The sequence below is a fragment of the Runella zeae DSM 19591 genome, from assembly GCF_000423565.1.
Taxonomy (GTDB): Bacteria; Bacteroidota; Bacteroidia; order Cytophagales; family Spirosomataceae; genus Runella; species Runella zeae.
Window position 1 is genome coordinate 145411 of the sequence record NZ_KE384041.1, and the last position, 25982, is coordinate 171392.

A 25982-nucleotide genomic window follows, 5' to 3' on the forward strand; every position below is an offset into this window, starting at 1 on the left:
AAAATCTAATTTTTTTCAAAAAAAATAGATTTTATAACGTTTATGGTAACTAAAGCTATTTGTGAACTCATGTTTTAAAATTTGGTATAAACACCATAAAATAGAATATAATTTTGCTTTAAATTGGAAAAAATTGTATATTTTGTATAATTTTTGAATATTTTAAAAAAAACTATCGAATAAACTTGATTATTTGTTTTTAACGACATACTTTCGAGCGGTATTTACAAAAAAAGTACAATTTGCTTCACGTTGGTAAACTTCTTTAGCCGCACTTGTAGAGGCTTATCAACTTGAGAAAAGACATAAAGGAGGAGTAACAAGACTTTTCTCATTTTAGGAATGCCATCTTTCGAGAAGATGGATGATGTAGCTTAACCTAAACTAAATCTGCCAAAATCAGGGTAAAAAATTTGGATAGAAAAGACAATTGCTCAAAGCTCAGTAATTGATTTTCTAAACGATAAAGGAGGAAAAGTCCTCTTGCTTGGCCACGCTTGCCCGGCCGTAACGGTTGCTGATACTTATGCGGCCTGTATTAGCAGTTTCGGAGCGGTCGGTGCATAGCGTGAATTACACTTAACTTAAACAAACAACCAAACTATTACCAGATGAAAAGACTTCTACTATTTTCTGCTTTGTGTGCGATAAGCTGGGCAGGATACGCCCAGCGGATAGTCACTGGGACGGTTACTTCCAAAGATGAGGGAGCGCTTCCAGGTGTAAACGTACTACTTAAAGGTTCGAGAACTGGGGTAGCCACTGACGGCACCGGGGGGTATAAAGTTTCGATTCCTGACGATAATGCTGTTTTGGTTTTTAGTTTTATTGGATATGGCACCCAAGAAATCACTGTGGGCTCTCGCTCAACAATAAACATTGAGCTTTTGCCGGATGTCAAAGCACTCCAAGAAGTAGTTGTAACCGCTTTTGGTATTGAAAAAGAGAAAAAAGCACTGGGATATACAGTTCAAGAAGTAAAAGGTTCACAAATAGTGGAAGCTCGCTCCAACAACGTCGTCAATAACCTCGCAGGACGGGTCGCTGGGGTAAGAATCCAAAGCAATGGTGGTCCCGGTAGTGGTTCTACGGTGCAGATTAGGGGTGCCTCCTCAGTATCAGGCAACAACCAGCCACTGGTGGTAATTGACGGGGTGCCTATCGACCAAAGTACTTCTAACTCCATGACTAGTGGAGAGAAACAATTTGGAGGCGGGCTTTCGGAAGTAAGCCCTGACAATATCAAAGACATTAGTGTCTTAAAAGGACCCAACGCCGCTGCCTTGTATGGTTCGCGTGCTGCAAACGGGGTAATCTTGATTACTACCAAAAATGGGGCAGGTACTAAAGGTATTGGCGTAGAAGTAAATTCAAACATAACTTTTGAAAGACCACTTGTAAAGCCTGATTTCCAAGATATTTATGGTGGTGGTAATGGATACCGTACTTGGTATGCTGACGGATGGTCAGGGGCAATTACAGGCGATGCCATTGCGCAGTACCGTGCGGCTTATGGTCCTACTGCTCCTCTTTTTGGGACTGAAGGTACTGACGAAAGCTGGGGTGCACCTATGGACGGGCGTCTGATTCGTCACTGGTGGTCGGGTACAGAGGTCGCGCCTCTTACACCTAATCCAAACAACTGGGAGCAATATTGGGAAACTGGTCAAACTCGTACCAACAACATCGCCATATCAGGAGCTAATGAAAAAGGGAATTTCCGCCTTTCGATTGGCCGTATGGGACAAGATGGTATCATGCGCAGCAATGATTTTTATCGTAACAACTTTAAACTCAATACTGGATATAACTTTACTCCCAAATTGAGCGTAACGCTATCGTCTGAATATATTAAATCAGGTTCCAAAAACCGTGGCTATCAAGAAGGGCAGCAATTTATCTGGGCGCACCGCCATATCTCATGGGAGCAACACAAAAGCTATGAGGATTATACAAGTACGCACATTCAACGGGCACTTGCCGGGCGTTTGCCTGATAGCGATCCGCCAAACTGGCAGCACACTTTCTTCACAAACCCATTCTTTATCAATGATAAATTGCCGCTAAGCAACGTCAAAGATCGCCTTGTGGGCAATATCGCACTTAATTATAAAATTACCCCTTATTTAAGTTTATTGGCACGTTCGGGTACTGATTTTTGGTCGGATACTCGTATCAATGTTATCAATTTTGAACGCGTTCGCAACGGAAACCGTACCCCAGGACAGTATTCTGAAGAGGTATTGCGCGCTCAAGAAACTAACTCGGATGTTATCTTAAGTTTTAACAAATCTCTTACGAGCGATTTTTCAATCGCTGCTCAAGGAGGAGGGATTTTGCGCCAAAATTACTACAAACGTAACTTTACAAGAGTTGGGGAATTGGTAGTAGATGGCGTTTATAACCTCTCAAACTCAGTTCCTAGCCTCAATACGGTAGAAAGCCGTATCGAACAAACCGAAATGCAATCGCTCTTTGGAACTTTCCAATTAGGCTGGCGCAATGCTTTGTTTTTAGACCTTACAGGTCGCAACGACTGGTCGAGTACCCTGCCTGCCGATGCTCGTTCTTATTTCTATCCTTCGGCTTCGGTAAGTGCGGTATTGACCGACTTGTTTAATGTTCAAAGTTCAGTTTTGAGTTTTGGTAAAGTTCGGGCTAGCTGGGCACAAGTAGGAAACGACGCCCGTCCGTATCAATTAAACCAAGTGTATCGTTCGGGAGGTGCATGGAATGGTTCTATTCCACAATATTATGAAAACACCACGATTCCTAACTCAGGCTTGAAACCTGAAATCACCACAGGGCTTGAATTTGGTTTAGACTTGCGTTTCTTGCGCGGCAAAGTAGGTTTAGATGTAACTTACTACAACCAAACATCACGCAATCAGATATTAGGCGTAGAAATCTCAAAAGCAAGTGGGTACAACAACCGTATCCTCAATGCGGGTGAAATCCAGAACAAAGGGCTAGAGGTTGTATTGAGTGGTACACCATTCAAATCTCCTCAAGGGTTTACGTGGGATGTTACGGCCAACTTTGCTCGTAACCGCAACAAAGTAATTGCACTTGCCGAAGGGCTGACCACTTTGATTTTGCATCAGCAACGTGGCCTTAACTCCGAAGCTCGCGTAGGAGAAGCTTATGGAGCCTTGTATGGAATTGGGTTTGAACGTAGTCCCGACGGGCAGATTATCTATAGCAACGGGCTACCTGTCGTATCTACGACTCCTCGGATTTTAGGAAATATTCAGCCCGACTGGACGGGAGGTCTCAGCAATACATTTACTTACAAAGGACTTTCTCTTTCAGCTTTGATTGATGTACGTATGGGAGGTGATTTCTTTGATGAAGGTACCGGAACAGCCCGTTGGACAGGTCAATATGAAGAAACTGCCGTAGGTCGTGAAGAGGGTATCATCGGTAAAGGCGTGAAAGTAGTAAGTACTAATGCCGACGGTTCGGCAGTATATGCTCCCAACGATATCATTGTAGCTGCCAATCAGCTTTATGGCTACAACAACCCCCGTCGTTATCATGAAGCAGTAATCTATGACGGTAGCTATGTAAAATTACGCGAGATGACCCTTGGTTATAGTGTTCCTGAGGCATTGCTTAAGCGTTATATGATTCGTTCGGTGAAGTTCTCAGTAGTGGGTCGTAACCTTGCTATTTTGTTTAGCAACACCACCCATATCGATCCAGAGGTCGACCGTTTCGGCGGAAACCGTCAAGGATTTGCATATGGCGAGTTGCCTAATTCAAGAAGCTTAGGATTTAACTTGACTTTCGGATTCTAAATGATCTCTTGATAGGGGCTGCCCCTATCAAGAAGTCCATCGAAGTTTTATTAAACAGACTTACATTATGAAAAAATACATATTACTTTCTTTGGCTTTGATTCTTACGGCTACGTCTTGTACTGAGAAGTTTGACGAAATGAACGTAGACCCCAACAACCCTACCAAAATCAGTGCTCAGTATCTGCTGCCTTATGCACTGGAGCGCTCGATTGATCGCTATTGGGGAGGGAGAACCCGTTTTGAGCGTCTCAACCTCGACGGAGCTATGCTATGGATGCAATATCTTTCTCGCAATATTTATTCCAACGAGGGCGATAATTACGGGATTTCGCCAGCGATGCAAAACAACAACTGGCAAGCTTTCTTCAACGATGGCTTAGTAAATTTCCAACGGATTATTACTGAAAGTGCGCCAGAAGGTACAGCACCTAATACCAACTACGAAGGAGTAGCTTTGGTAATGCGCTCGTGGATGTTTTCAGTGATAACTGATCTTTGGGGGGCTATTCCTTACAACGATGCCCTTAAAGGTACCGCAGGTGAGGCTATTTATACGCCAACCTATGATTCGCAAGAAAAAATATACGAAGCTTTGCTGAATGACCTTAAAATCGCCAATGAGAAGCTAAGCGTGTCAGGTCCAGCCATTTCTGGAGATATTGTGCATAATGGTAATATCTTGCGCTGGAAAAGATTTGCTAACTCCTTAAGATTGCGTTTGGCCAATCGTCAGGCTGCCAAAAAGCCGAATGAGTCGCGGGCTATCATGAATGAAATCTTGAGCGATCCTACTAAGTATCCTATTATTACTTCCAACGCCGACAATGCCGTTTTGAGAAGTACTTCGGTATTGCCAAGCAACAATGAGTGGCACCAAGTACTTATCCAAGAGAGCCGTACTGACTGGAACATCAGCAGTACATTGGCTGATAAAATGAACGCTTTGGGAGATACTCGCATTACAGTTTACGCCAACCCTGTAGCGGGTAAATATGTAGGTCATGCCAACGGACTTCCCGATGCCATTGCTACTACTTATTTGGCGACTAGCTCCACTGTAGGAAGTGCATTCACCAGAATTGATGCTCCTAGTGTGTTGATGACGGCTTCGGAAGTAAATCTCATTTTGGCAGAAGCCGCCCTCGACGGTGACATTACTGTGGGTACTGCTAAAGGTTATTTTGAGGCAGGTATTACTGCTTCTTTCGAACAATATGGCCTTACTGTACCCGCTACGTATTTTGCCACAGTAGGTGCAGTGACTCGTGCCAAAGTCCTTGAACAAAAATGGCTGGCTCTTTATGGAGTGGGTATTGAAGCATGGACCGAATACCGTCGCACTGGCTTGCCCGAAATGCCTGCCAAAGACCCAAGAGCAGTATTTGAAAACGACGGAGTGCTCCCAACTCGCCTGCCTTATCCAGGAAGTGAATACTCACTCAACAAGGCTAATTTGGATAAAGGTATTGCCCTCAATGGCGGCGCCGACAATATGAAAACAAAGCTTTGGTGGGCCGAAAAATAAGTCTTAAATTGTACATTATATATCATTTTCCATTTTCCATTAAAAAAAACACTTATACCAATGATCCAGAAAATTGACCGCCGCAGTCTATTAAAATCAGGATTGATGACCCTAGGAGGCATGGCAGCTATGCCTGCTGTAGGTGCCTTCGCCAACGTACCCTCACGTGTTGATGCCAACGGCAATATTTTTCACAGTCCTCTTCTTCGTGAGACTTTCTTGGAAAACCCTCCCAAGACTCCCCCTACCATGGTGCGTATCAATGCCAACGAAAACCCATACGGCCCTCCTATGACTGCTCGTAAGGCAGTAGCCGAATCGGTAGCTACGGGAAGCCGCTACTCATGGAAAGAGTTGGAAAACTTGGTTGGGAAAATTGCCAAAAAAGAAGGCGTGACTCCTGACCATATCATGATGGGGCCAGGTTCTTCGGATTTGTTGGAAAAAGTAGCGATCGTATTGTTCCAAAAAGGTGGAAATGTAGTATCGGCTGACCCTACCTATATGTCGCTTGTGAAAGTAGCAGAAGCTACTGGCGCTACGTGGAAAGCCGTACCATGCAAAGGGGATTGGTCGCATGATTTGAAAGCTATGGAAGCGGCTATTGACAAAGATACCAAGCTTGTCTATATCTGTAACCCCAACAACCCCATGGGAAGTATTACTTCTGGGAAGGAATTGTTGGATTTCTGCTCGCGTGTATCCGAAAAAGTGCCCATTTTCGTAGATGAAGCTTATCTTGAATTAGCGGTAGGAGCTGATACGCAAAGTATGGTGTCGCTGTTGACCCAAAAGAAAAACGTCATCATTGCTCGTACTTTCTCTAAAATCATGGGAATGGCAGGGTTGCGCGTTGGATACATTGCTGCTTTGCCTGCAACTCTCGATAGCATCCAGAAAATCACACGTGGTGGTATGGGTATCACCCAAACTTCTATCGCAGCGGCAGTAGCAAGTATGGACGACAACGAGTTTCAGGATATGACTCGTAAACTCAATCATGAAGTAAAAACGTATCTCTGCAAAAACTTAGATCGCTTAGGTTATAAATACGTAACCTCATATACCAATTTCGTGATTTTCCCAATCAATATGCCTGGTAAAGAAATGCTCCAAAAAATGATGGCAAAAGGAATCATGGTAAGAGGGTATGAAATTCAGGGTAAGCCTTGGTGTCGTGTAAGTATGGGGACTATGGACGAAATAAAGCAATTTGTAAGCGCCCTAGAATCAATAAGTTAATTTTTGGCAATGAGTAAGCAGTATTGGGAGCGACAATTTCTCTCCCAATACTTACCTGAAAGTTCATTGCTATTTTAACCACTATCCATTAAAGTTATGAGTGACGCTCTACAAAAAGCATTTACCTTATTGTTATTGATTGTATTGGGCTTAGTATTACGTTCCAAATTCAAGAACAAACAACAAACCGACGGGATTAAAGAAATGGTGCTTTCAGTAGCACTACCTTCTACTATTTTTATTGCTTTGATGAAAGTAACAGTCGATTCAAAGCTGATTATAGTCCCTGCTTTGACGCTGGTATTTAATTTCTTTATGTACTTTATCACGCCGCTTGCCTTATCTTTTTTTGGCGTCGAAAAAGACAGCCCCACGGGCCGTACCTTGGTGATGCTGTTGCCTTCATTAGCACCGGGTCTTTCTTGTTTTCCTTTTATCGCAGAGTTTTTGGGACAAGAAAGCGTCGCAATGGCTGCAATGGGTGATGTCGGAAACAAGTTTTTTGTCTTGATATTTTTGTACATAGTGGCTTTGAATATGTTTCTTAAAAATGCTAAAAGCGAAGAAGCAAATCTCAGTACCAAAATCAAAAGTTTGCTTTTGAACCTTGTCAAAGAACCTATAAACATCATCATTGCATCTGCCCTTATTTTGTTGAGTTTGGGCGTAAGTTTCAAATCGTTACCCGCTATCATTGCCGATATGTTTGATAAAACTAGTGCCATGATGACCCCTTTGGTGTTGATTTTCATTGGTTTAGCGGTTCAACTAAAGCAGCGTAAGAAACGCCTTATCAGCTCTTTGTTGATATTTAGAGCTGGCGTAACCATGCTTTTTAGCGCGGCTGTGATTTCGGTATTAGGTATCCACGACCCCACTATGGTGCTCTTGGCAGTAGCTATTCCGCTTAGTTCGGCTAGTTTTTGGCCTTTTGCGCATATTTCGGCTTTCAACTTGCGAGAAGAAAACAGTGGACTACCCAAAGAACGTCGCACCTTCGATGCCGAACTTGCGGTGTTGGTATTGGCCTTTTCGTTGCCCTTCTCCACCTTATTGATTCTTGGGATTTTGTCGGCGGGTACTTTCTTTGCTCACTTGCCCACTTTAATTATTACAGGTTTGATTTTTATCGGTATTGGCATCATCCCAAACTTAATCGGTAAAGCATCTGTAAAGTTTTCTAAAGCTTAATATTCTTCGACAATAAAGAGCCTTTGTTTTTTTATTCTTGAAGTCATTTACACTTGTTGTCGCATTGACCACTTATTCAACAAACTTTAAAAAACCGATGAGAACTATGAAGACTGCAAAAATATTCCTTTTCGTTGTGGCTGCTTTTGCGGTGGCTTCTTGTAAAGTAGATGACCCTTTTGTAGATCGGGTAGTAGCACCTGTACTTTTGGTATTTGACAATGCCATTGGAGATGGAGGTGGTTTTACGACCGAGCCTACTGTCACTTCCAAAGCTACTTTGGCAAGCGCTACCTTAAGTGTACGGATTTATGAGTTGGATAAGACCAATATCCTAGATTATAAAAAAGGAATTGATTCAATTCCGGTATCTGGCTTGGCACTTTCAGTAACGACGCGTGCCGGCGTAAAAATTGCTGATATTACCACAGATGCTAGTGGGAAAGCTACGCTTACCAAAACTTGGGCGGATTTAGGGGTGGCAGCACCCAAAGCAGGGTCTACAGTATCACTTACCCTGACCGGAACGCACAAAAGCCAATCGTTTGCTAAACTAGCTCGTTTGCAGGCAAATTAATTGGAGTACAAGCACTTTGGTGCTTTTTAAGTAGAATAATCTGAGTAATTGGTGTCGCAGGATTTGTGGACGTTTTTTCATCAACAACGATTCGATTTTATCCTTACTTAACGTGATGCTGAACTCATTTTAGATTATATATTGGTGGGTTTGAATAATCAATGATTGAGTTGACACAGCCGAGGCATTAGCTTCGGCTGTGTTTTTTGTTATTGCCACACCCCCAATCTGAATGTTTTGATAATACCTGTAGGATGAAAAAGAGTAATAGTCTGACTATCAAGGTCTCCTATTAAAAGAATGTCTCGTTGAGATTGTAATTTTGAGGCATAAAAATCCGTACTAATTTTAGTGATGTTGGTAGGAGTGGGGCGCTCTGCCAAGCTATCACATACGCAAGCTTTACCCTTGTGCAAATCGTGTAACGTCGCTAAAAGCGCTTGGGTGTCTTCTATTTTGTCGGCTTTTCCGGCTGCGGTCATGGTTTTGACCCGATTCTTAAAATACTTCCCAAAAGCCTCATATTCATATCGTAGTTCTGGAAATTGCTTGAGCATTTCCGAAGAATTTTTAAAATACTGGACATGATTAGGGTCAATAAACCCCCGAAAAGTACCACCCCAAGTAAGGCCGTATTTTCCACCTATTTCGTCCATGAAAGTTTTATAATAACGGATGTTTTGGAGCTGACGCCCTCGGTAAATAATGGGCACATCTGAGGCAAAACCAAACTGATGCTGCGAAAGGGGTGATACACTCTTACCCATTGTGAGGTGCCGTTTTTGGGAGCGATTGCCTCGTAAATCAGAGTTTATTCGAAGTTTATACTTTGGATATTGTCCTAGATAATCACTCATCATCGAATCCCGCTTTTCGATAAATCTCTTTCTTGTTGACCCCAACAACCGTTCATAACGATGATAAGGGTAATCAGGACGATCCGCAAGTGTCCATAAATAAGCTCGGTCGAGCCACGAAAGCGTATCTGATCGGATGCTATCAGTCAATGAAATAAGTTCAGCGGGAAGAGCTTGAAAAGTGGGAGCAAAAACAGCATTTGATTGCTGTATTTTACCATTTTTTATGATTACTAACCAGACTTGAGGAGGAAGAATGAGTGCATCTTTGAGGGTATCAGCCTGCGAGAAAGGAGAGACCAAATCAATGATGTCCCATTGCGCTAGGCGGAGGGTGGTATCGCATCGCTCATTTTCCCACGTACTTGGAGGCTTATTAAAACCATCAATGATACCACAAGCAATAAAAATCAGCATAAGCACTACACTTCCTAATGATAAAGCGAATTTACTCATGCTGATTATGGGTATAAAATAGGCAAATTTTGAAAAACAATGAGCAGCTCTGCGGTGCTAGAAGGCGGCTGCTTTGAGTCTCAAACCTGTATCTTCGGGAAAATCGAAAAGCAGGTTGAGATTTTGGACTGCTTGCCCCGAAGCTCCTTTTGTAAGATTGTCAATCTCGCTCGTAATCAATAGATTGTCGCCGTGTTTTTGGAGTTGAATCAAGCATTTGTTGGTGTTGACTACTTGTTTTAAATCAATATCCTGGGTACTAACGTGAGTAAAAGGATGAGATTCATAATACGCCTGATAGAGCTCTAATGCTTCTTGGAGCGTGCCGCTGTATTTGGTATACACATTGGCCATGATACCTCTGGTAAAATCTCCCCGATAAGGGATGAAATTTACTTCTTTATCGAAACCACTTTGAAGAGCAGTCAAGCTCATTTTGATTTCTTTGAGGTGTTGATGTGTAAAAGCTTTGTAGATAGAGATGTTGTTGTTGCGCCATGTAAAATGAGTCGTAGCACTCAAAGCCTGCCCTGCTCCAGTTGAGCCCGTAATGGCACTTACGTGTACATCATCAATCAAAACCCCTGATGCTGCCAGAGGCAACAACGCAAGCTCAATACTAGTCGCAAAACATCCCGGATTGGCGATTTTGGTAGCTGTTTTGATTTTATCGCGTTGAAATTCAGGCAAACCGTACACAAATCCATTGCTTTCATCCCGAAAATCAGTGCTTAAATCAATGATTTTGACGGTGCTAGGTACGGAGTATGTTTCAAGAAATTTTCGTGATTCATTATGGCCAGAGCATAAAAAAATGGCCGAAAGTGTTGCTTGTTGTAAAAGCGCGTCAAGGTCATCGCCCGAAAATACCAATGAGGTATCACCTAGCAAGTCTGTATGGGTGGCATACACTGGTTTTCCGGCTTGACTTTTTGAGTGAGCCCAATCAATCTCCACAAAGGGGTGATTTACCAAAATCCGCAACAACTCTCCGCCCGTATATCCCGCAGCCCCTACAATACCAACTTTTATTTTATTCATTGTATTAAGTGGCAAGCCACTGTTAAGTGCTAAAGCACAGTTAATTGTTAGTTAAATGAAAGAATTATTGCCCTTTGGCGGCAGCTTGCATTTCTTTTTGGAGACGTTTGCTAAGGCTCATTCCCACTTCGTCGATATCGGCAGCCATGATTTCGTCGCCAGTCGCATTGCGAAGGGTGTCTGCTACGCAGCCGAGCAATTCGATACAAAAGCGTTTCATTTCGTGTACTTCCATGTCTTTGGCCCACAGTGGGATAAAAAGCGTTCCTTTATGAAAATGATCCCATACGCCTACCGCAATCGCTTTGGTTTCTTCCAGACCTTCGTTGGGATTGTCGGTAGCTTCCCAGTAGATTTTTTCGGGGATTTTTTCTTCGTCTTGCTCGATGGTGAATTTAATTTCTTTTTGTGTCATTAGAGGATTTTCTTGAGATATGGATACAAAGTTACGTCAAGTCTGCGAAAAATGGGGCTTTGTGATAAAATTTGGCTAGCCCTTTCGCAAAACTCGCTTTCTGTTTTGAACACCTAAATCTAAAATTTCGTTTGCAACGCCACTGCATTTGCTAAAAGTAGGACTTTTATTTCCTTTTCATATGAGCCACAATTTTGGTTTTAGCACCCTTTGAATCTCGGGACAACAAATAAATTTTTCCTTTGGAGGCATAGCCGATTTCGTCCTTGGTGGTGACTTCAATCAGGCTCATTTTGTGCTTTGTTGGTACTAGGTTGCAAATACTACTCACTGGCGTGGCTTCTGCGTCTTGATGATGAATATCAATGTCGATTTTTATGCTAGTGTTGCTGATTTTACTCAAAATGATGCTACCACTAAAACCTTCAGTAATATTTATTTTTTTATCAAACACTTGGAGTTCTTTTACTTCGTAGCTGCCTGCTATTAGGCTAGCTAGGTCAGTAGAGGCGTTTTTATTGGGTTTAAAAACAACAATTTCATTTTTGATAGGAGGAAGCGATTGGAGATAGCTATATATGGCACCTAAATCTTCGTCGGTCATGCCACTGTACAAAAGCCAAGGCATGGGTGTATTGAAACCCCCTTGGGTATCAAAGGGCTTAAACCTCCTTGCGTCAAAAGCCCTAAATCGAGCAATAAAATCTACTTTGGTCCAGCGCCCGATGCCAGTATGCGTATCGGAGGTAAGGTTGGCAGAGGTGACGATTCCACTGGGGAGTTTAAAGGGTGTTCCCCCCGCAAAGCCTTTGTTTTTGAGTGGCATTCCCATTCGGCGTGGCGTATGGCAATCGGCACATCCTGCAAAGGTTGCTAAGTATTTTCCGTATCCAATCGAATCCTGAAGGGCAGGCTTGGGCTGAGGAAGTGCTTTTTGAGGCATTTTTTTGAGAAGTGGTTTCAGCCAAAAGTCAGGTTTAGAAGGGGCAACGTCGTTGGGAATAGGCGGAAGGCTCCGCAAGTAAGCGATGATTGATTTGATGTCTTCAGAAGCCATTTTACCATAATTGAGATAAGGCATCACGGGTAGCAAAGCCTTGCCTTCTTTAGAGACTCCCGACGTAATCGCCCGATAGAGTTCGCCGTCGGTCCAGTTGTGAAGCGCGGCAGGGGTGAGGTTTTTACCATAAAAAACGCCCGGAATGCCCATTTTGTGGTCAAATCGGGTTCCACCAGCTCCTTCAGAGCCCGCAATGATAGGGCCTGCAAATTGGTTATCATTGCGTCGCGAATGACAATCCATGCACACTGCTACGTGATTGGCGAGGTAAGCACCTCGTTGGACGCGCTCGGGGGTGATTTCGACCGATAGCGCGGCGGGTTTGCCTACGCGAGATAGGTGATTTTGGCAACTTGCAAAAGCAAGAGATACAATGGCTTGCGCCCATAAAATACAATAACGAGGTGTCATATTTGAATGGCTGTTTTACCACATTGACACCTAAGGATAGTTTTACCCTTATCCAAATGGGACGTATTTTATTTAACGGGATATTATTTCTTAAATACCAAAGCTTGCACAGGACGTATGCGACTGATGATGAGGGTAGGAATCAGTAAAATAAGGGCAATAAGTGCCAAAATACCTAGATTGAGTAGTAAAATAGAACTCCAGTCGAATTCGATAGGGACAGTACTCATGAAGTAGTTGGTGGCATCGAGAGGGATGATTTTAAATTGATACTGTAACCAGCAAAATCCAAGCCCTACGATATTGCCGATGAGCAACCCTTTGATAGCCAACTGAAGTCCCACATAAAAAAAGATGCGCCTAATCTGGATGTTGGGACTACCGAGGGTTTTGAGTAATCCCACCATTGGAGTACGCTCCATCATCATCACGAGCAAGACCGAGGCGATATTGAAGCAAGTCACAAAAAGCACCAATACAAACAAGACGAGGGTGTTTTGGTCGAGCAGCTGAAGCCATTCAAACAGAGGCCGGAAGCGCTCCGTCACTCGCTCTACGCGCATATCAGCTGGTAGACGGGCAAACAGTTCTTTGGCGGTAAGGTCAAGTTTTTCAAAATCTTTGACAAAAAATTCATATCCTCCCACCGAATCTGCCCCCCAACCATTGAGGCGTTGGATAAGAGCAATGTCTCCAATAATGAGCTGATTGTCAAACTCTTCAAGATTGGTTTCGTAGATGCCGACCACTTGTAGTTTTCGCACTCGTGGAGGGTTTTGTACAAAATACATCACTACATCATCCCCTACTTTTAAATTTAGTTTTCGGGCAATGATTCTACTCAAAATAATCTCTTTGGCATCGGTTGTATCCGAAAATTGTATCGGACGGCCTTCTACCAAACTTTCTTTAAAAAGTGGCCAATCATAGTCTTTGCCCACTCCTTTGACGATTGCTCCTTGGAGTTCGTCGGGAGTTTTGAGGATACCTGCCTTGTGCGCAATCGCTTGTCGGTGTCTTATGCCGGGGATTTGCTGCCATTGGTCGTAGGCTGAGGTATGTAGAGGTATGGGAGGCTCTTCAAAAGACTGATTAAGGCTCAATTTGGATACTTGAAGGTGAGAACCAAACACAAACACCTTTTGATAAATTGTGTGTTTAAACCCAAACAATACCGCCAAAGCTACAATACCCACAGCCACTCCCAAAGCGATAGTAGTAATGCCCACGCGCGAGACGGTAGCCGAAAAAGTGGCTTGTTGAGGTTGGCGAATTCGGCGGGCTACGAAAATAGGGAAATTCACAATTTACGTTTGTTAGAAAGATTGATAGTTTGTATGTTTGGAATGTGCCTGCAAAAAAAACGTTTTCTTTTCAATTATCGTGAGTTTGATTAGAAAATGGGCGTGGCTTGCCCCAAAAATAGCGAACTAAACATCTTTATAAACATACAGACCAACTTTTATCAACACTAAACTAACAACCCAATATGAGTTTGACTTTTCTCTGTATCACGTGTTATTTCAAAGGAGGGGATTTTTTGAGGGCTTGTAAAGAAGCGGGCAATACGGTTTTGTTGTTGACTGCCAAACGTACTGAAGGAAAAGCTTGGCCCTATGAAAGTATCGACGAGTTTTTTTATTTAGAAGATGATTCCAATACACTCGCCAATTTTGACAATATGATCAAAGGATTGGCGTATGTCATGCGGAGCCGCAAGATAGACCGAGTAGTAGCTCTTGATGATTTTGATGTTGAAAAAGCGGCTATTGTTCGGGAGCATTTTCGGATTCCGGGCATGGGACAAACCACCGCTCGCTATTTTCGTGACAAACTTGCGATGCGCGTGCAGGCTCAAGATGAAGGAATCAAAGTACCAGCATTTTCGGCTTTGTTTAATGATGTTGAAATTACCGAATATCTAAAATCTACGACTCCGCCTTGGGTCATTAAGCCGCGTGCGGAAGCTTCGGCGGCGGGCATTAAAAAAGTACACAGTTTCGACGAAGCCTGGCAAACAGTACATAGCTTGGGCGAAGAACGGCATATGTTTTTGATTGAGCAATTTAAGCCCGGCGATGTATACCACGTAGATGCGCTTACGCTCGATGGTAAGGTGATTTTTGAGCGAAGTAGCCAATACCTCAATACTCCTTTTGAAGTAGCCCACGGTGGCGGGATTTTTAGGTCTGTGACGGTGGAGTTTAATTCAAAAGATACCAAAGCCCTCAAAAAAATAAACGAGCAGGTATTGAAGGCATTTCATATGAACTACAGTGCCTCGCACACAGAAGTCATCAAATGCTACGAAGACGGCGAATTTTATTTTCTCGAAACGGCTTCTAGGGTAGGAGGGGCGCATTTGGCGGAGATGGTTGATTTTTCTTCGGGGATTAACCTTTGGCGTGAGTGGGCGCTCATCGAAACGGCCAAGGCCAAAGGGAAAGGGTATACTTTACCGACAGTACAAAAAAAATATTCGGGTATTATCATTTCACTAGCGCGGCAAGAATGGCCCGATATGTCGCCGTTTGATGACCCCGAAATCGTCTGGCGTATGAAAGAAGAATACCACGTAGGGCTTATCGTACAGTCTGATAGCCAAAAACGAGTACTTGAATTGATGGACAAATATGCCGAAATGATTCGGCGGGATTATCATGCATCGGCACCCGCCAAAGACAAACCAACGCACTAATTAAAATTAGATTATCTGTTGGGTGTTTTGACACAACCATAGATAGCCCATAACTTTTTTAAAATGAGTATTTTTGACGAACTGATTGACCGTACCAATACCAATAGTTATAAATGGGACAAATACACCGACCCAAATGTTATCCCAGCCTGGGTGGCAGACATGGACTTCAAAGCTGCTCCGCCTATATTAGAGGCTTTAGATAAAATAACGCGACACGGGGTATTTGGCTATTCTCATTGCCCTGATGAGCTAGAAGAGATAGTAGTGGAGCGTTTGCGGAAGCGTCATCATTGGGAGATCAAAAAAGAGTGGATTGTATGGCTGCCAGGGCTAGTGCCGGGTATCGGGCTATCGATTAGGACCATTACCAAAGAAGGCGAAGGGGTTTTGATGGGAACACCTGTTTATCACCCTTTTATGCTTGAAGCCAAAGCCGCCAATCGCGCACTGATTAAAGTGCCTTTGGTGCTGCAAAACAATCGTTGGACGTATGATTTTGAGGCATTAGAGGCTGCCATTACGCCCGAAACCAAGTTGTTTTTATTGTGCAATCCTCACAATCCCGCTGGCACTGTTTTTACAAAAGAAGAACAAAGTCGTTTGTTTGAGATTTGTCATCGGCATGGTATTGTGGTATGTTCTGACGAAATCCATTGTGATCTTATTTTGGATGAGCATAAAAGTCATTTTACGATGGCTACCCTAAGTCCAGAAGCGGAGCAAAATACCATTACGCTATTGGCCCCGAGCAAAACTTTCAACATCGCAGGATTAGGTTGTTCGTTTGCGGTGATTCCCAACGATACTATCAGGACCAATTTTCTTAAAACCAAAGCAGGTTTGATGCCCATGCTTTCATCCTATGCTTTTGAAGCGGCCTTGGCAGCTTACCGCGACGGGGCGCAGTGGCATGAGGAGTTGTTGGGGTATTTACGGCAAAATCACGACCTATTGTACCGAGAGGTGTCAAGTATGAAGGGTTTGCATATGGTACCGCTTGAGGCGACCTACTTGGCATGGATAGATACCCGCGCCACTGGGATTACCAACGTAGCGGAGCAATTGGAAGCCGAAGGAGTGGGCATCTCTGACGGCGCGCAATTTGACGGCGCGGGCTTTATCCGGCTCAATTTTGCCTGTCCGCGTGAGCGATTGGAAGAAATAATTAGACGAATGAAAACGGTGTTTGAATAAAACTACCATGAAAAACCAAAGCTAGCTTTTACGAAGTCAATAAAAGCTAGCTTTGGTTTTTATCATTACTACTCAATATCTACTTCTTGTCCCAAAAAGCAATCGATTACATACCGAATCGAACTAAAAGATTTGACCAAATGAGGGCGGGCTTCAGCGTCGGTCAGCCATACAAGTTGCTCAATATCTTCGTCTTGTTGAGGCTTCATTTTAGAGTCATCAAGACTACGCATCCAATACCATTTGGTGCGCTTAAGAATCTTTTGATTGTTTTGGGTATAAGTATGCCAAGTAGTGCAAACTTTCTCGATGATTTCGGCCTTGACGCCGGTCTCTTCTTCTACCTCACGAACAGCCGCTTTTTTGGACTTTTCGTTGGGGTCAAGTTTGCCTTTGGGTAAGTCCCAAACACCCCTCCGAAACATAAGTAAAAACTGGTTGTCTTTGGTTACAATTCCACCCGCTGCTTTCACTACAGAATAAATCTTTTTGAGCCTTTTTTCGACCGCTTCTTTGTCTTTTGGAACTAAGTAAATCGATTGTAAATCAGGCAAATCAAAGTTGTTGAGGAAGTGAAAGAGTTTTTCGGCGGTGATAGGCGTTGCGTTCAGAATAAGCAAATGACCTTTCAAGCTGGCCACCTTCAGCATTTCTAGATGAGCATCGATGATTTTGTCAAATGTAATGCGGTGAGGAAGCTTCTGAGCAGCTTTTTCGTTTATTATCCGGATTGGGCGGTCTTTGATAAAAATGATCATTCGCGTAGTAAAACAGTAAAACATGACAAAATTAGTAAATGCCTTTGTTTTGGATAGCAAATAGTTTTGATATTTTTGCATTTGTATCAACATCCCCCCTCTACGTGGAGCTACTTGTTATTGTTCTACTCGTTCTTATTAATGGAGTTTTTTCGATGTCGGAAATCGCGCTGGTCTCATCGCGGAAATCGAAATTGGAAACTGCGGCTCGTAACGGAGACCGACAAGCCGAACATGCCCTCGCTTTGGCCAATTCCCCCAACCGTTTTTTATCTACTGTTCAAATTGGTATTACTCTCATTGGTATCCTCAACGGGGTATTTAGTGGAGAGCGTATTACCAACGACTTTCAGGCTTTTATTGAGCAATACGAGCCCCTCAAACCTTACGCTCATACCATAGCGGTAGGTGGAGTGGTGCTTTTTGTGACGTATTTATCCTTGGTTTTGGGTGAACTTGTACCCAAGCGTATAGGGATGTCGAATCCAGAGGGAATTGCCAAGTTTATGGCGACACCCATGAATTGGCTTTCTAATCTTACTGCTCCTTTCATCTGGTTGTTGGCAAAGTCAAGTGATTTGATCATGAAGGTGCTACGCATCAAACAACAAAACCAAGCTATCACCGAAGAAGAAATAAAAACAATCATTCAGGAAGGCACTACGGGCGGAGTCATTGATGAGATAGAACAGGAAATTGTGGAAAATGTATTTCATCTAGGAGACCGCAAAATTACCTCTCTCATGACCAATCGGCAAGAAGTAGTATGGCTCGATACGGCTGATACAATTGAGGAAAACAAACGACGGATTTTGGAATTTAGGCATTCGGTGTATCCTTTATGTCATGATAGTATCGACAACGTGGTAGGGTTAGTGTATGTCAAAGATTTATTAGAAAATTCGCTCGACGACGAAATTGCCAATTTGGAGAGTTATAAGCGTGAGGCTCTTTATATTGCCGAAAACAACAAGGCTTACGAAGTATTACAGAAGTTCAAAGAAAAGCGCGTTCACTTTGGTATTATCGTAGACGAGTATGGTTCTTTGCAAGGAATCGCCACTCTCAATGATATTTTGGATGCTTTGGTGGGAGATTTGTCCGAAACCAATGAATTTAATTATGACATTGTAGAACGTGAAGATGGGAGTTTTTTGGTAGATGCGCAGCTTCCTTGGGAGGATTTCTTAGAACATTTTGAGATTACGGTCGAAAACAAAGTTGATTTAACAGGCTTCAATACGCTAGGAGGTTTTGCCCTTCATATTCTGAAAGACATCCCCAATACAGGCGAGCATTTTAAATGGCAAGAGTATCGCTTCGAAATCATCGATATGGACAAAAGTCGTATTGATAAGATACTCGTATCTAAATTGGAAGAAGCACAAGATAACGACTAACGAAGCCCTTTAGGTTTTAAATTAGAATTTTCTAAAATGTAAAGTTTGCAAACTTTTGCAAACTTTACAGAAGCTCAATACCATGTTTGCGAAAATCTTGTAGAGAAACATCGGTGGGTTTAAGACTTGTTACCAAAATATCTATCTCCTGAATGTCACAAACTTTGTAAGTTTCTATATTATGAAGTTTCTCGGCAATGGCACACACTGCGACTTTATTGGCAGATTGTGCCATTTTTTGCTTTAATACAGATTCTTCATAATGCCGCAACGTAACGCCAGTTTGAGGATGTAAACCGTTGAATCCCATTAAGTAAAGGTCTACTCTGAAATGGTCAAGTTGGCGCATTACCTCATGGCCAATCGTAATCTGATACCGCTTATGATAAGTGCCGCCTAGCAGTATGGTTTCTACTTTGGGATGGTCGTTGAGGACAGTGGCAAGGGGGAGACTGTTGGTAATAACGGTAAGTTCTAGGTTTTTGGGAAACTGCTCCGCAATATGAAAGTTAGTAGTTCCTCCATCCATCAAAATAGTTTGATGATTTTCGAAGAGTTTCTGGGCTTTGCGGGTAAGATGCAGTACTTCTTGATTGTCCATGCCATAGCCCTGCGTGGTCTTAAAAGACAAGTAAGAATTAGCGACAGCTCCTCCATGTACTTTTTTTAGTAATCCCTTGTCTTCCAGTTCGATGACGTCTCTTCGGATACTGTCATAGGATACATTTAAGAGCTGACTTAGCTCTAGTAGATTTATTTTTTGATCACGGTTAAGTTTCTCAATAATGAGTTTTTGGCGTTCTTCTTTTATCATAAGTTAAGGTAGCGTAGAATGGACAAATTGATATAGCTGCTTCCTAAATTTAGGGGAAAATTAATCAAAAAAAACTTTGCAAAAAAATGCAACAAAAAGTTGTTTTGTTTTCAAAACTTTGCATAACTTTGCAATGATGATTCAATCACAACTTGACCTATGATGAAAATTTCCCTCGCACTACCTAAGGGGTTTGAGTAGTTGCGAGGGATTTTATTTTGTATTTGCTCTTTATACCCAATTGCTTCAATTTATCATACTCTGATAAGTTTATAAATCAAAGCCCGCTAGTGTAAGTTTAGACTACTAGCGGGCTTTGTTTGCTTTGATAGCACTTAAGGTAGAGTAAAGTCTCCTTTGCTACTTTTGGTTTTAAGGATATAACAAATATTTCTGGCGCATTTTCTTAAAATTAGAAAGACCAGGCTCCCAACTTTTTCTGATTTCTTCTTCACTCTTCCCGGCAATAATTTGTTGCTGCAAAGCTTCATTGCCAGAAAGCTTATTGAACACACCCATTTGATGGGTTTGAAAATTGTTAAAAAACTTCTCTTTCACCGGATAAGCCGCGTATAGCTCCATTAGCCATTTTAGATTGAGTTTTTTTGTTTTGAGAAAAATGGAGGTGTCGTATTGGCGAAGATCAAGGCCGTAGCACTCGGTATCTTGGTGAAGTGGCGTCTCACTCATGCCGGGAATACTGACAGGTTTAAACGAAAAGCTGTATTTGCCTTTAAGAGCAGGTGCTCCAAGTACCGCAAAAGGCATATAAGTACCACGTCCTTGGCTTATGATAGTACCTTCAAACCAACAAATACTTGGATAAAGCATGATAGACTGCTGTGTATTGAGGTTGGGGGAAGGAGCTACGGGCAGCGTATAGCCCATGTCATGGGTATAGTTGGCTACCTTTATAATTTTGAGCTTACACTTCACTTGATTGGGAAGCCAGCCTTCGCCATTGAGCATTTGGGCAAATTCGCCAATCGTAAGTCCATGCGTAATAGGAATCGCAAACATCCCAATACCTGATTTGAGGTGAGGCTCCAGGATAGGGCCATCTACACAAAATCCGTGTGGATTGGGCCGGTCAAATATAATCAGCTCTTTGCCGTTGAGAGCGCAAGATTCCATGACGTGAGCAAGGGTATTGATGTATGTATAAAACCTAGCCCCTACGTCTTGCACATCAAAAATCATCACATCTATGTCTTTGAGGTGTTCGGCGCTGGGTTTGCGATTTTTACCATAAAGCGAAATGATTGGAATGCCCGTTTTTGCATCTACGCTATCGTCTACTTTGGCACCATTGCTGGCATTTCCCCTAAAACCATGTTCGGGACCAAAAATCTTAGCAATCGTCACCCCCATTTGAACAAGACTGTCTACGCTTATTTTATTGCCAATGATAGAGGTCTGATTGATGACCATTCCTACTTTCTTCCCTTTCAGATATGGGATATATTCAGAAGGCTGGTCGGCTCCAGTGATGATATTGGCTGAGGACAAGGAGGGGCGGGTCTTAAATGCGCTTGATACCCACAAACTTAGCAAGGCGACTAAGAATGATATAAAAAATGGTTTCATTTGGATGAGTGTTTAAATCGTGAAAGTACGACAAAAAACATCCTGTCACAAAACAAAGTAAGATAGGAGTGCCTCTAGACTTAGGGCTGTTTTAGTGCTCATCTTGCCCACTACTGGCGGTTGCCATAGGAGTAGCTAAACCAGAATCGAAGAGGGTTGTGACCAATTTACGTACCAAATCTGGATGTGAATAAGAAATAAGATGACCTGCCTCTGGCAAGTAGATAAACTCGGCGGTCTTGTTGGTAAGCTGTTTTCGGGCAAAATCCAGATTAGAAGGGTCTACAATCCAGTCTTTGCCACCTTGAACCACCGTGGTAGGTACTTCCAATTGCGACCATTCATTGCTGAGTTTTTCCAACTCTTTGACATGGGCAAACTTTTCGAAAGTGGCCACATTGAGGCGATGGGGTAGCCACATTCTCACTATCCACCACTTGGCAGGCTTCGAAAACCACCAGAACTTTTCTGTCGCAGGATCAATAGCGGGTGCCAGCATCACTAGTTTATTGAATCTTTGGGGATTTAGGATAGCGATTTTGGCGGCGATAGGAGCACCATAGGAGCGTCCCAAAATCACCCCTTTTTGGCGCGAATGATTAAGGCTCAAGGCAAGAGCCGCAGCACGAGCTTGGGTGTCGATAGACGTCACAAAGCGTTTTTTGCGATAACTAGAGTGATTGTAGCCTAGGCGGTCAACGGCGATAATATGGTATTTTTGTTGCAACAAGCTATCGTCTATCATGTTCATATAGCCATACCAAGCACCGGGTGCGCCATGAATCAATAAAAGCGGCGGTAGCGTATCGGCTCCAGTGGTGGCGACAAACAATCGTAGACTGTCGTTTTGGATGGTATAATAAGTAGGTTTAATGTTTCGGTTGGCATAATGTTCTCTGATTTCTCGGTCACTTTTTCGCCATGAACGAAAACAAGAAGAAAGTCCTCCGCACAATCCGCAGATACAAGCCCAAATGAAGAGTTTCTTTAACATGAGAATGGTTAAGTGTGAGATTTGGTTAGAGTCTGAGTGAAAAGTTACTAGCCAAAAGTTTTGTAATTATTTACAAAAGCTAAAACAAAGAGAGCTGTTGTTGAGAGAGTTCAGGATAGGCCATTGGCAACAAAACTTCCGGAACATTTGGATTGCTACGTTGATTGCTAAGGCGACGACTGATTGTAAAAGCTTCCATAAGACTATCATCAAGTGGTTTGGCTATTTCTTTTAACGCCGCAGTAGATAAATTGTTTTGTAACCAAATTGTTTCGGTACCCGGAAGAAGTATCAACGGCATGCGCTGTTTGGTATTGTGAATCTTTGCCATAAGAGGGTTGGCCTCCGTAGTAATAATACTGAATGTATTCCAGACATCATCTGCGTGGGCGGGATTAACCCAGCTTTCCCATACTCCTGCCATCGCAAAAATGGGTTGAGTACGTAGCTTAATATAATAAGGGTATTTCTGTTTGTTGACGGTTTGCCACTCAAAAAAACCCGTCGAAGGAATCAGACACCTTTGGGCATTTTGGAGGGCGTATTTGAAGGAGGGTTTTTGAGTGAGCGTTTCGACTTTAGCATTGAGTGTCAAAGGGCGCATTTCTTCGGCTTCGGCTACGGTTTTGACCCAGTGAGGAACCAAACCCCAATTAAAAAATTGAATACGACGGGGAGCTTGTGCAGTTACGACGGGCCATTTGGGGTAGTCGAATCCGTTGGCGTGATAAACAGGCTGGAAGTCAGCGGCATCAACTTCCATTTCGGCTTCTAGACGTTGCTCTATTTCCGCAACGGTGGCGGTTAAGGAATTGCGAAAACACATAATGAACCAATTTAATCCTTAATTTTGGGCGAAAATACTATTCCCGTCCTACTTTCATCAAACAAACATTTTAACTATGAAATTCAAATTATTGGGAAAATCTGGCCTGCGCGTTTCGGAAATTTGCTTAGGTACGATGACTTTTGGTAACGAATGGGGGTGGGGGGCCGATAAGCATGAAAGTAAAAAAATTTTTGATGCTTATACCAAAGCTGGCGGTAATTTTTTGGATACTGCCAACAGGTACACAGAAGGTACCTCCGAAAAATACTTGGGAGATTTTATCGCCGCTGATCGAGATCATTTTGTGGTTTCGACCAAATATACCTTGATGGACCGCGATGGTGATCCCAACTTTGCGGGAAACCACCGCAAAAACATGATTCGCTCCATAAACGAAAGCTTGAAACGACTCAACACTGATTACATAGATTTGTTTTGGGTACACATGTGGGATTTTACCACGCCTGTCGATGAGGTAATGCGGGGATTGGATGATTTGATACGCAGTGGTAAAGTGCATTATATCGGGATTTCGGATACGCCCGCTTGGGTAATTTCTAGGGCCAATATGCTGGCCGAACTTAGGGGCTGGAATCAATTTGCCGCTTTACAAATCGAATATTCATTGCTTCAAAGGGGAGCTGAGAGGGATTTGCTGCCCATGGCCAAAGCCCTTGATATGGCTGTTACGCCTTGGGGGGTGATTGGAGGTGGTGCTCTCACTGGCAAATACCTTCGTGGTGAAGGAGGAAGAGTGCCCGAAAATAGCCTCCGTCGCAATGACCGCAGTATGGAAATCGCCCAAGAAGTAGTAAGTATCGCTCAAGAGTTGGGGTGTACACCTACCCAAGTGGCTATCAACTGGGTGCGTCAGCGGGTGTCTAATGTGATGCCAATTATTGGTTCGCGTCGTGTGGAGCAAATCAAAGATTCTTTAGAAAGTCTAAACTCGGTCATTCCTGACGAAATGATGGAGCGTTTGAACGAAATAAGTAAAATTGAACTAGGGTTTCCGCACGATTTTTTGTCGTCAGAAGGTGTAAAACAATCGGCCTTTGCCGGAACCTACGACCAAATTATTAATCACCGCCTTTAAACTCAAGAAAAGAGCGTTAGAAAATTCTAATGCTCTTTTTTCTTTTATAAATGAAATTAGAATTACTACAAATCCTCAAAAATCAACTAGATACGCGCATGCAAGCGGCCTATGATGCCATGCAATCGGCGCAAGATTCGGCCAACGAAGAAACCAAAAGCAGTGCGGGTGACAAATACGAAACCGCCCGCGCCATGGCTCAAATCGAACGTGACCGTCATGCGCAGCTTTATGAGCAACTGCGTCAAGAGCGGGCGGTCTTGGAGCGGATTGATCCTTCTTTCCATTTTGAAAGGGTAGGTCTAGGGGCATTGGTACATTCGTCGTTGGGGGATTTTTTGATTGCCGTAAGCGTAGGGGTGGTGATGGTGTCGGGACAAAAAATAATCGTGGTATCTCCTCAATCGCCACTTGGTGCTTCGCTGATGGGAAAGCAAGTGGGAGATACGTTTTTGTTCCAACAAAAAAAAGCCGTCATCCAAAATATCACCTAAAATGATTCGAAAAGTAAGCTTGAATAGCATAGCGAGGTGTGTGGTGTGGGTACTGTTTCCTTGGTCTTTGATAGCTCAAAACGCACCCTATACCATGACTCCCATACAACAGCAAGCTTATAGGGAAGTGTTTAGGATGAAAGTAGGTGTGGCTCGTACGTTGTTGGGAAAAGAAGCCCAAACCAATGCTTTTAAGATATACGTGGAAGACTATGCAGACATGGTGACCTTGCTGGTGAGTGATGAGAAAAGGCTTTTTGAGCAGCTTGTCCCTCGTCAAGATCAGCGTTTGGAGGTTTTGAGTGAATTGCCGTCAACTTCCCCTTATCAGCGCTTGTGGCAAGCCGAAATACGTCTTCACTGGGCTTTTGTAAAACTAAAGTTTGGCAAAGAAGTAAGTGCTTGCTGGGACATCATCAAGGCGTATCGGTTGTTGGAAGAAAACGCAAAAAAGTATCCCCACTTTATCAGCACCTACAAATCTCTCGGAATGCTGCATGTGTTGATTGGGTCGGCACCACAAAACTATCAATGGGTAACCAAACTTCTCGGATTGCGTGGTAATATTCCGTTGGGATTGAGCGAATTACAAAAAGTAATTGAGCAAGATTCATTATTTCGGATTGAAGCGCAACTGGTCTCTGCGCTGCTGCATGCTTATGTCTTGAAATACACGGACGTACAAAACAAGGAACTAATAGCCCTGGTTGAAAGTGACGCCCAAAATCTTTTACTTCATTTCTTTGGTACTACTATTTCGATGAAAGACGGGCGAGGCACCCAAGCCCTACAATTTCTTTCAAATCGTCCTACGGGCAAAGAATATTTGCCTTTTCCTTTCTTAGATTATTTGAAAGGGGAGATTTTGCTACAAAAAGGTGATTATGAGGGAGCTAGAATTCTTTTTAATAGTTTTTTGAAAAATTACCGAGGCCAAAATTTCTTGAAAGATACCCAACTAAAATTGTTTTTGAGCTATTGGCTTGCAGGGCAAGCGCAGGCGGCCATGCCGTATTTGGATCGTATCCCGAAGGTAGGCAGTGCGTATGTGGAAGCTGATAAATTTGCCGAAAAATTTGCTCAAAATTTCAAGAAAGGCGAGATTTCGGAGCAGCAAAAGACTTTGATGAAAGCTCGTTTTGCTTTTGACGGAGGGTACTTGGCGGAAGCAGCGCAGGTTTTGAAGCCGTGCCAAGAAGAGACATTTGTACGAACAAGCGACAAAGCTGAATTTCAGTATCGTTGGGGGCGGATTCTGCAACGTCAGAACCAATCCGAAGCAGCGATACCTCATTACGAACGAGCTATCGTATTGAGTAAATCTCAAAGTTTGTATTTTGGGGCAACTTCAGCTTTGCAGTTGGGCTATATTTACCAAAACAAAAACCTGAAAAGCAAAGCGATTGAATACTTCAAACTAGCTCTCAACTACCCAAAGCATGAATACAAAAACAGCGTGGACAACAAGGCCCGCGCTGCTTTGACTTTATTGGGAGCTGACTGACTAGTGCGAGAATCAATCAATGATTTTTTTCTG

The 25982-nt window shown here is 43.0% G+C and carries 21 protein-coding genes; 11 read left to right on the top strand and 10 right to left on the bottom strand.

The features are described from left to right. The first annotated feature begins 611 nt into the window (after positions 1-611). The 5 genes from G563_RS0127565 to G563_RS0127585 all read left to right on the top strand — a co-directional run bounded on the left by G563_RS0127565 (position 612) and on the right by G563_RS0127585 (position 8338). Entirely contained in the window at positions 612-3800 is a 3189-nt protein-coding gene (locus G563_RS0127565) for a SusC/RagA family TonB-linked outer membrane protein (RefSeq protein ID WP_037328376.1), read from the top strand. Between the two features lie 67 nt (positions 3801-3867). After that, the gene (locus G563_RS0127570; protein WP_028668179.1) at positions 3868-5328 is read left to right on the top strand and encodes a SusD/RagB family nutrient-binding outer membrane lipoprotein; all 1461 of its coding nucleotides are present in this window, start codon (positions 3868-3870) and stop codon (positions 5326-5328) included. 60 nt (positions 5329-5388) lie between these two features. After that, positions 5389-6570 (top strand): pyridoxal phosphate-dependent aminotransferase, encoded by a 1182-nt coding sequence (locus G563_RS0127575; RefSeq protein WP_028668180.1) that lies wholly within the window; start codon positions 5389-5391, stop codon positions 6568-6570. 96 nt (positions 6571-6666) lie between these two features. Beyond that, on the top strand, positions 6667-7761 hold the full coding sequence (locus G563_RS0127580) for an AEC family transporter (RefSeq protein ID WP_028668181.1): 1095 nt from the start codon (positions 6667-6669) through the stop codon (positions 7759-7761). 106 nt (positions 7762-7867) lie between these two features. Further along, positions 7868-8338: a hypothetical protein gene (locus G563_RS0127585; RefSeq protein WP_028668182.1), complete on the top strand. Its 471-nt coding sequence runs from the start codon at positions 7868-7870 to the stop codon at positions 8336-8338. Positions 8339-8547: 209 nt separating this feature from the next. On the opposite strand, the gene G563_RS0127590 is transcribed toward G563_RS0127585, so the two are convergent. The 5 genes from G563_RS0127590 to G563_RS0127610 form a co-directional block, all read right to left on the bottom strand. Then, on the bottom strand, positions 8548-9651 hold the full coding sequence (locus G563_RS0127590) for a M15 family metallopeptidase (RefSeq protein WP_028668183.1): 1104 nt from the start codon (positions 9649-9651) through the stop codon (positions 8548-8550). Between the two features lie 57 nt (positions 9652-9708). Then, positions 9709-10692 (bottom strand): N-acetyl-gamma-glutamyl-phosphate reductase, encoded by a 984-nt coding sequence (gene argC / locus G563_RS0127595; RefSeq protein ID WP_028668184.1) that lies wholly within the window; start codon positions 10690-10692, stop codon positions 9709-9711. Between the two features lie 64 nt (positions 10693-10756). Continuing rightward, a complete protein-coding gene (gene gldC / locus G563_RS0127600) occupies positions 10757-11107 on the bottom strand; it encodes a gliding motility protein GldC (RefSeq protein WP_028668185.1) in 351 nt (116 codons plus the stop codon). Positions 11108-11273: 166 nt separating this feature from the next. Beyond that, positions 11274-12578 (bottom strand): c-type cytochrome, encoded by a 1305-nt coding sequence (locus G563_RS36060; protein WP_051211251.1) that lies wholly within the window; start codon positions 12576-12578, stop codon positions 11274-11276. 83 nt (positions 12579-12661) lie between these two features. Beyond that, on the bottom strand, positions 12662-13882 hold the full coding sequence (locus G563_RS0127610) for an FtsX-like permease family protein (RefSeq protein WP_028668186.1): 1221 nt from the start codon (positions 13880-13882) through the stop codon (positions 12662-12664). A 185-nt stretch (positions 13883-14067) separates the two neighbouring features. Between G563_RS0127610 and G563_RS0127615 the strand changes: the two genes are divergently transcribed. Both G563_RS0127615 and G563_RS0127620 read left to right on the top strand, forming a co-directional pair. Continuing rightward, positions 14068-15276: an ATP-grasp domain-containing protein gene (locus tag G563_RS0127615; RefSeq protein ID WP_028668187.1), complete on the top strand. Its 1209-nt coding sequence runs from the start codon at positions 14068-14070 to the stop codon at positions 15274-15276. 63 nt (positions 15277-15339) lie between these two features. After that, the gene (locus G563_RS0127620; RefSeq protein WP_037328378.1) at positions 15340-16473 is read left to right on the top strand and encodes a MalY/PatB family protein; all 1134 of its coding nucleotides are present in this window, start codon (positions 15340-15342) and stop codon (positions 16471-16473) included. A 68-nt stretch (positions 16474-16541) separates the two neighbouring features. On the opposite strand, the gene G563_RS0127625 is transcribed toward G563_RS0127620, so the two are convergent. Continuing rightward, positions 16542-17255, bottom strand: a complete 714-nt coding sequence (locus G563_RS0127625; RefSeq protein ID WP_310586570.1) for an NUDIX hydrolase — start codon at positions 17253-17255, stop codon at positions 16542-16544. Between the two features lie 80 nt (positions 17256-17335). On the opposite strand from G563_RS0127625, the gene G563_RS0127630 reads away from it, so the two are divergent. Next, positions 17336-18631 carry a hemolysin family protein gene (locus tag G563_RS0127630; protein WP_262506132.1) on the top strand — a complete coding sequence of 432 codons (1296 nt, stop codon included), beginning with the start codon at positions 17336-17338 and terminating at the stop codon, positions 18629-18631. A gap of 64 nt (positions 18632-18695) precedes the next feature. On the opposite strand, the gene G563_RS0127635 is transcribed toward G563_RS0127630, so the two are convergent. From G563_RS0127635 to G563_RS0127650, 4 genes are all read right to left on the bottom strand, one after another. Further along, a complete protein-coding gene (locus G563_RS0127635; protein ID WP_028668191.1) occupies positions 18696-19445 on the bottom strand; it encodes a DeoR/GlpR family DNA-binding transcription regulator in 750 nt (249 codons plus the stop codon). A gap of 372 nt (positions 19446-19817) precedes the next feature. After that, on the bottom strand, positions 19818-21032 hold the full coding sequence (locus G563_RS0127640; RefSeq protein WP_028668192.1) for an exo-beta-N-acetylmuramidase NamZ family protein: 1215 nt from the start codon (positions 21030-21032) through the stop codon (positions 19818-19820). 91 nt (positions 21033-21123) lie between these two features. After that, the gene (locus tag G563_RS0127645) at positions 21124-22026 is read right to left on the bottom strand and encodes an alpha/beta fold hydrolase (RefSeq protein WP_037328380.1); all 903 of its coding nucleotides are present in this window, start codon (positions 22024-22026) and stop codon (positions 21124-21126) included. A 79-nt stretch (positions 22027-22105) separates the two neighbouring features. After that, on the bottom strand, positions 22106-22852 hold the full coding sequence (locus G563_RS0127650) for an SOS response-associated peptidase (RefSeq protein WP_028668194.1): 747 nt from the start codon (positions 22850-22852) through the stop codon (positions 22106-22108). 76 nt (positions 22853-22928) lie between these two features. Between G563_RS0127650 and G563_RS0127655 the strand changes: the two genes are divergently transcribed. From G563_RS0127655 to G563_RS0127665, 3 genes are read left to right on the top strand one after another with little or no spacing between them, the layout of a single operon-like run. Continuing rightward, positions 22929-23951 (top strand): aldo/keto reductase, encoded by a 1023-nt coding sequence (locus G563_RS0127655; RefSeq protein WP_028668195.1) that lies wholly within the window; start codon positions 22929-22931, stop codon positions 23949-23951. 50 nt (positions 23952-24001) lie between these two features. After that, positions 24002-24445 carry a GreA/GreB family elongation factor gene (locus G563_RS0127660; protein WP_028668196.1) on the top strand — a complete coding sequence of 148 codons (444 nt, stop codon included), beginning with the start codon at positions 24002-24004 and terminating at the stop codon, positions 24443-24445. A gap of 1 nt (position 24446) precedes the next feature. Next, complete coding sequence (locus G563_RS0127665; protein ID WP_051211252.1) at positions 24447-25949, top strand: tetratricopeptide repeat protein; 1503 nt, start codon at positions 24447-24449, stop codon at positions 25947-25949. Positions 25950-25982 lie beyond the last annotated feature (33 nt).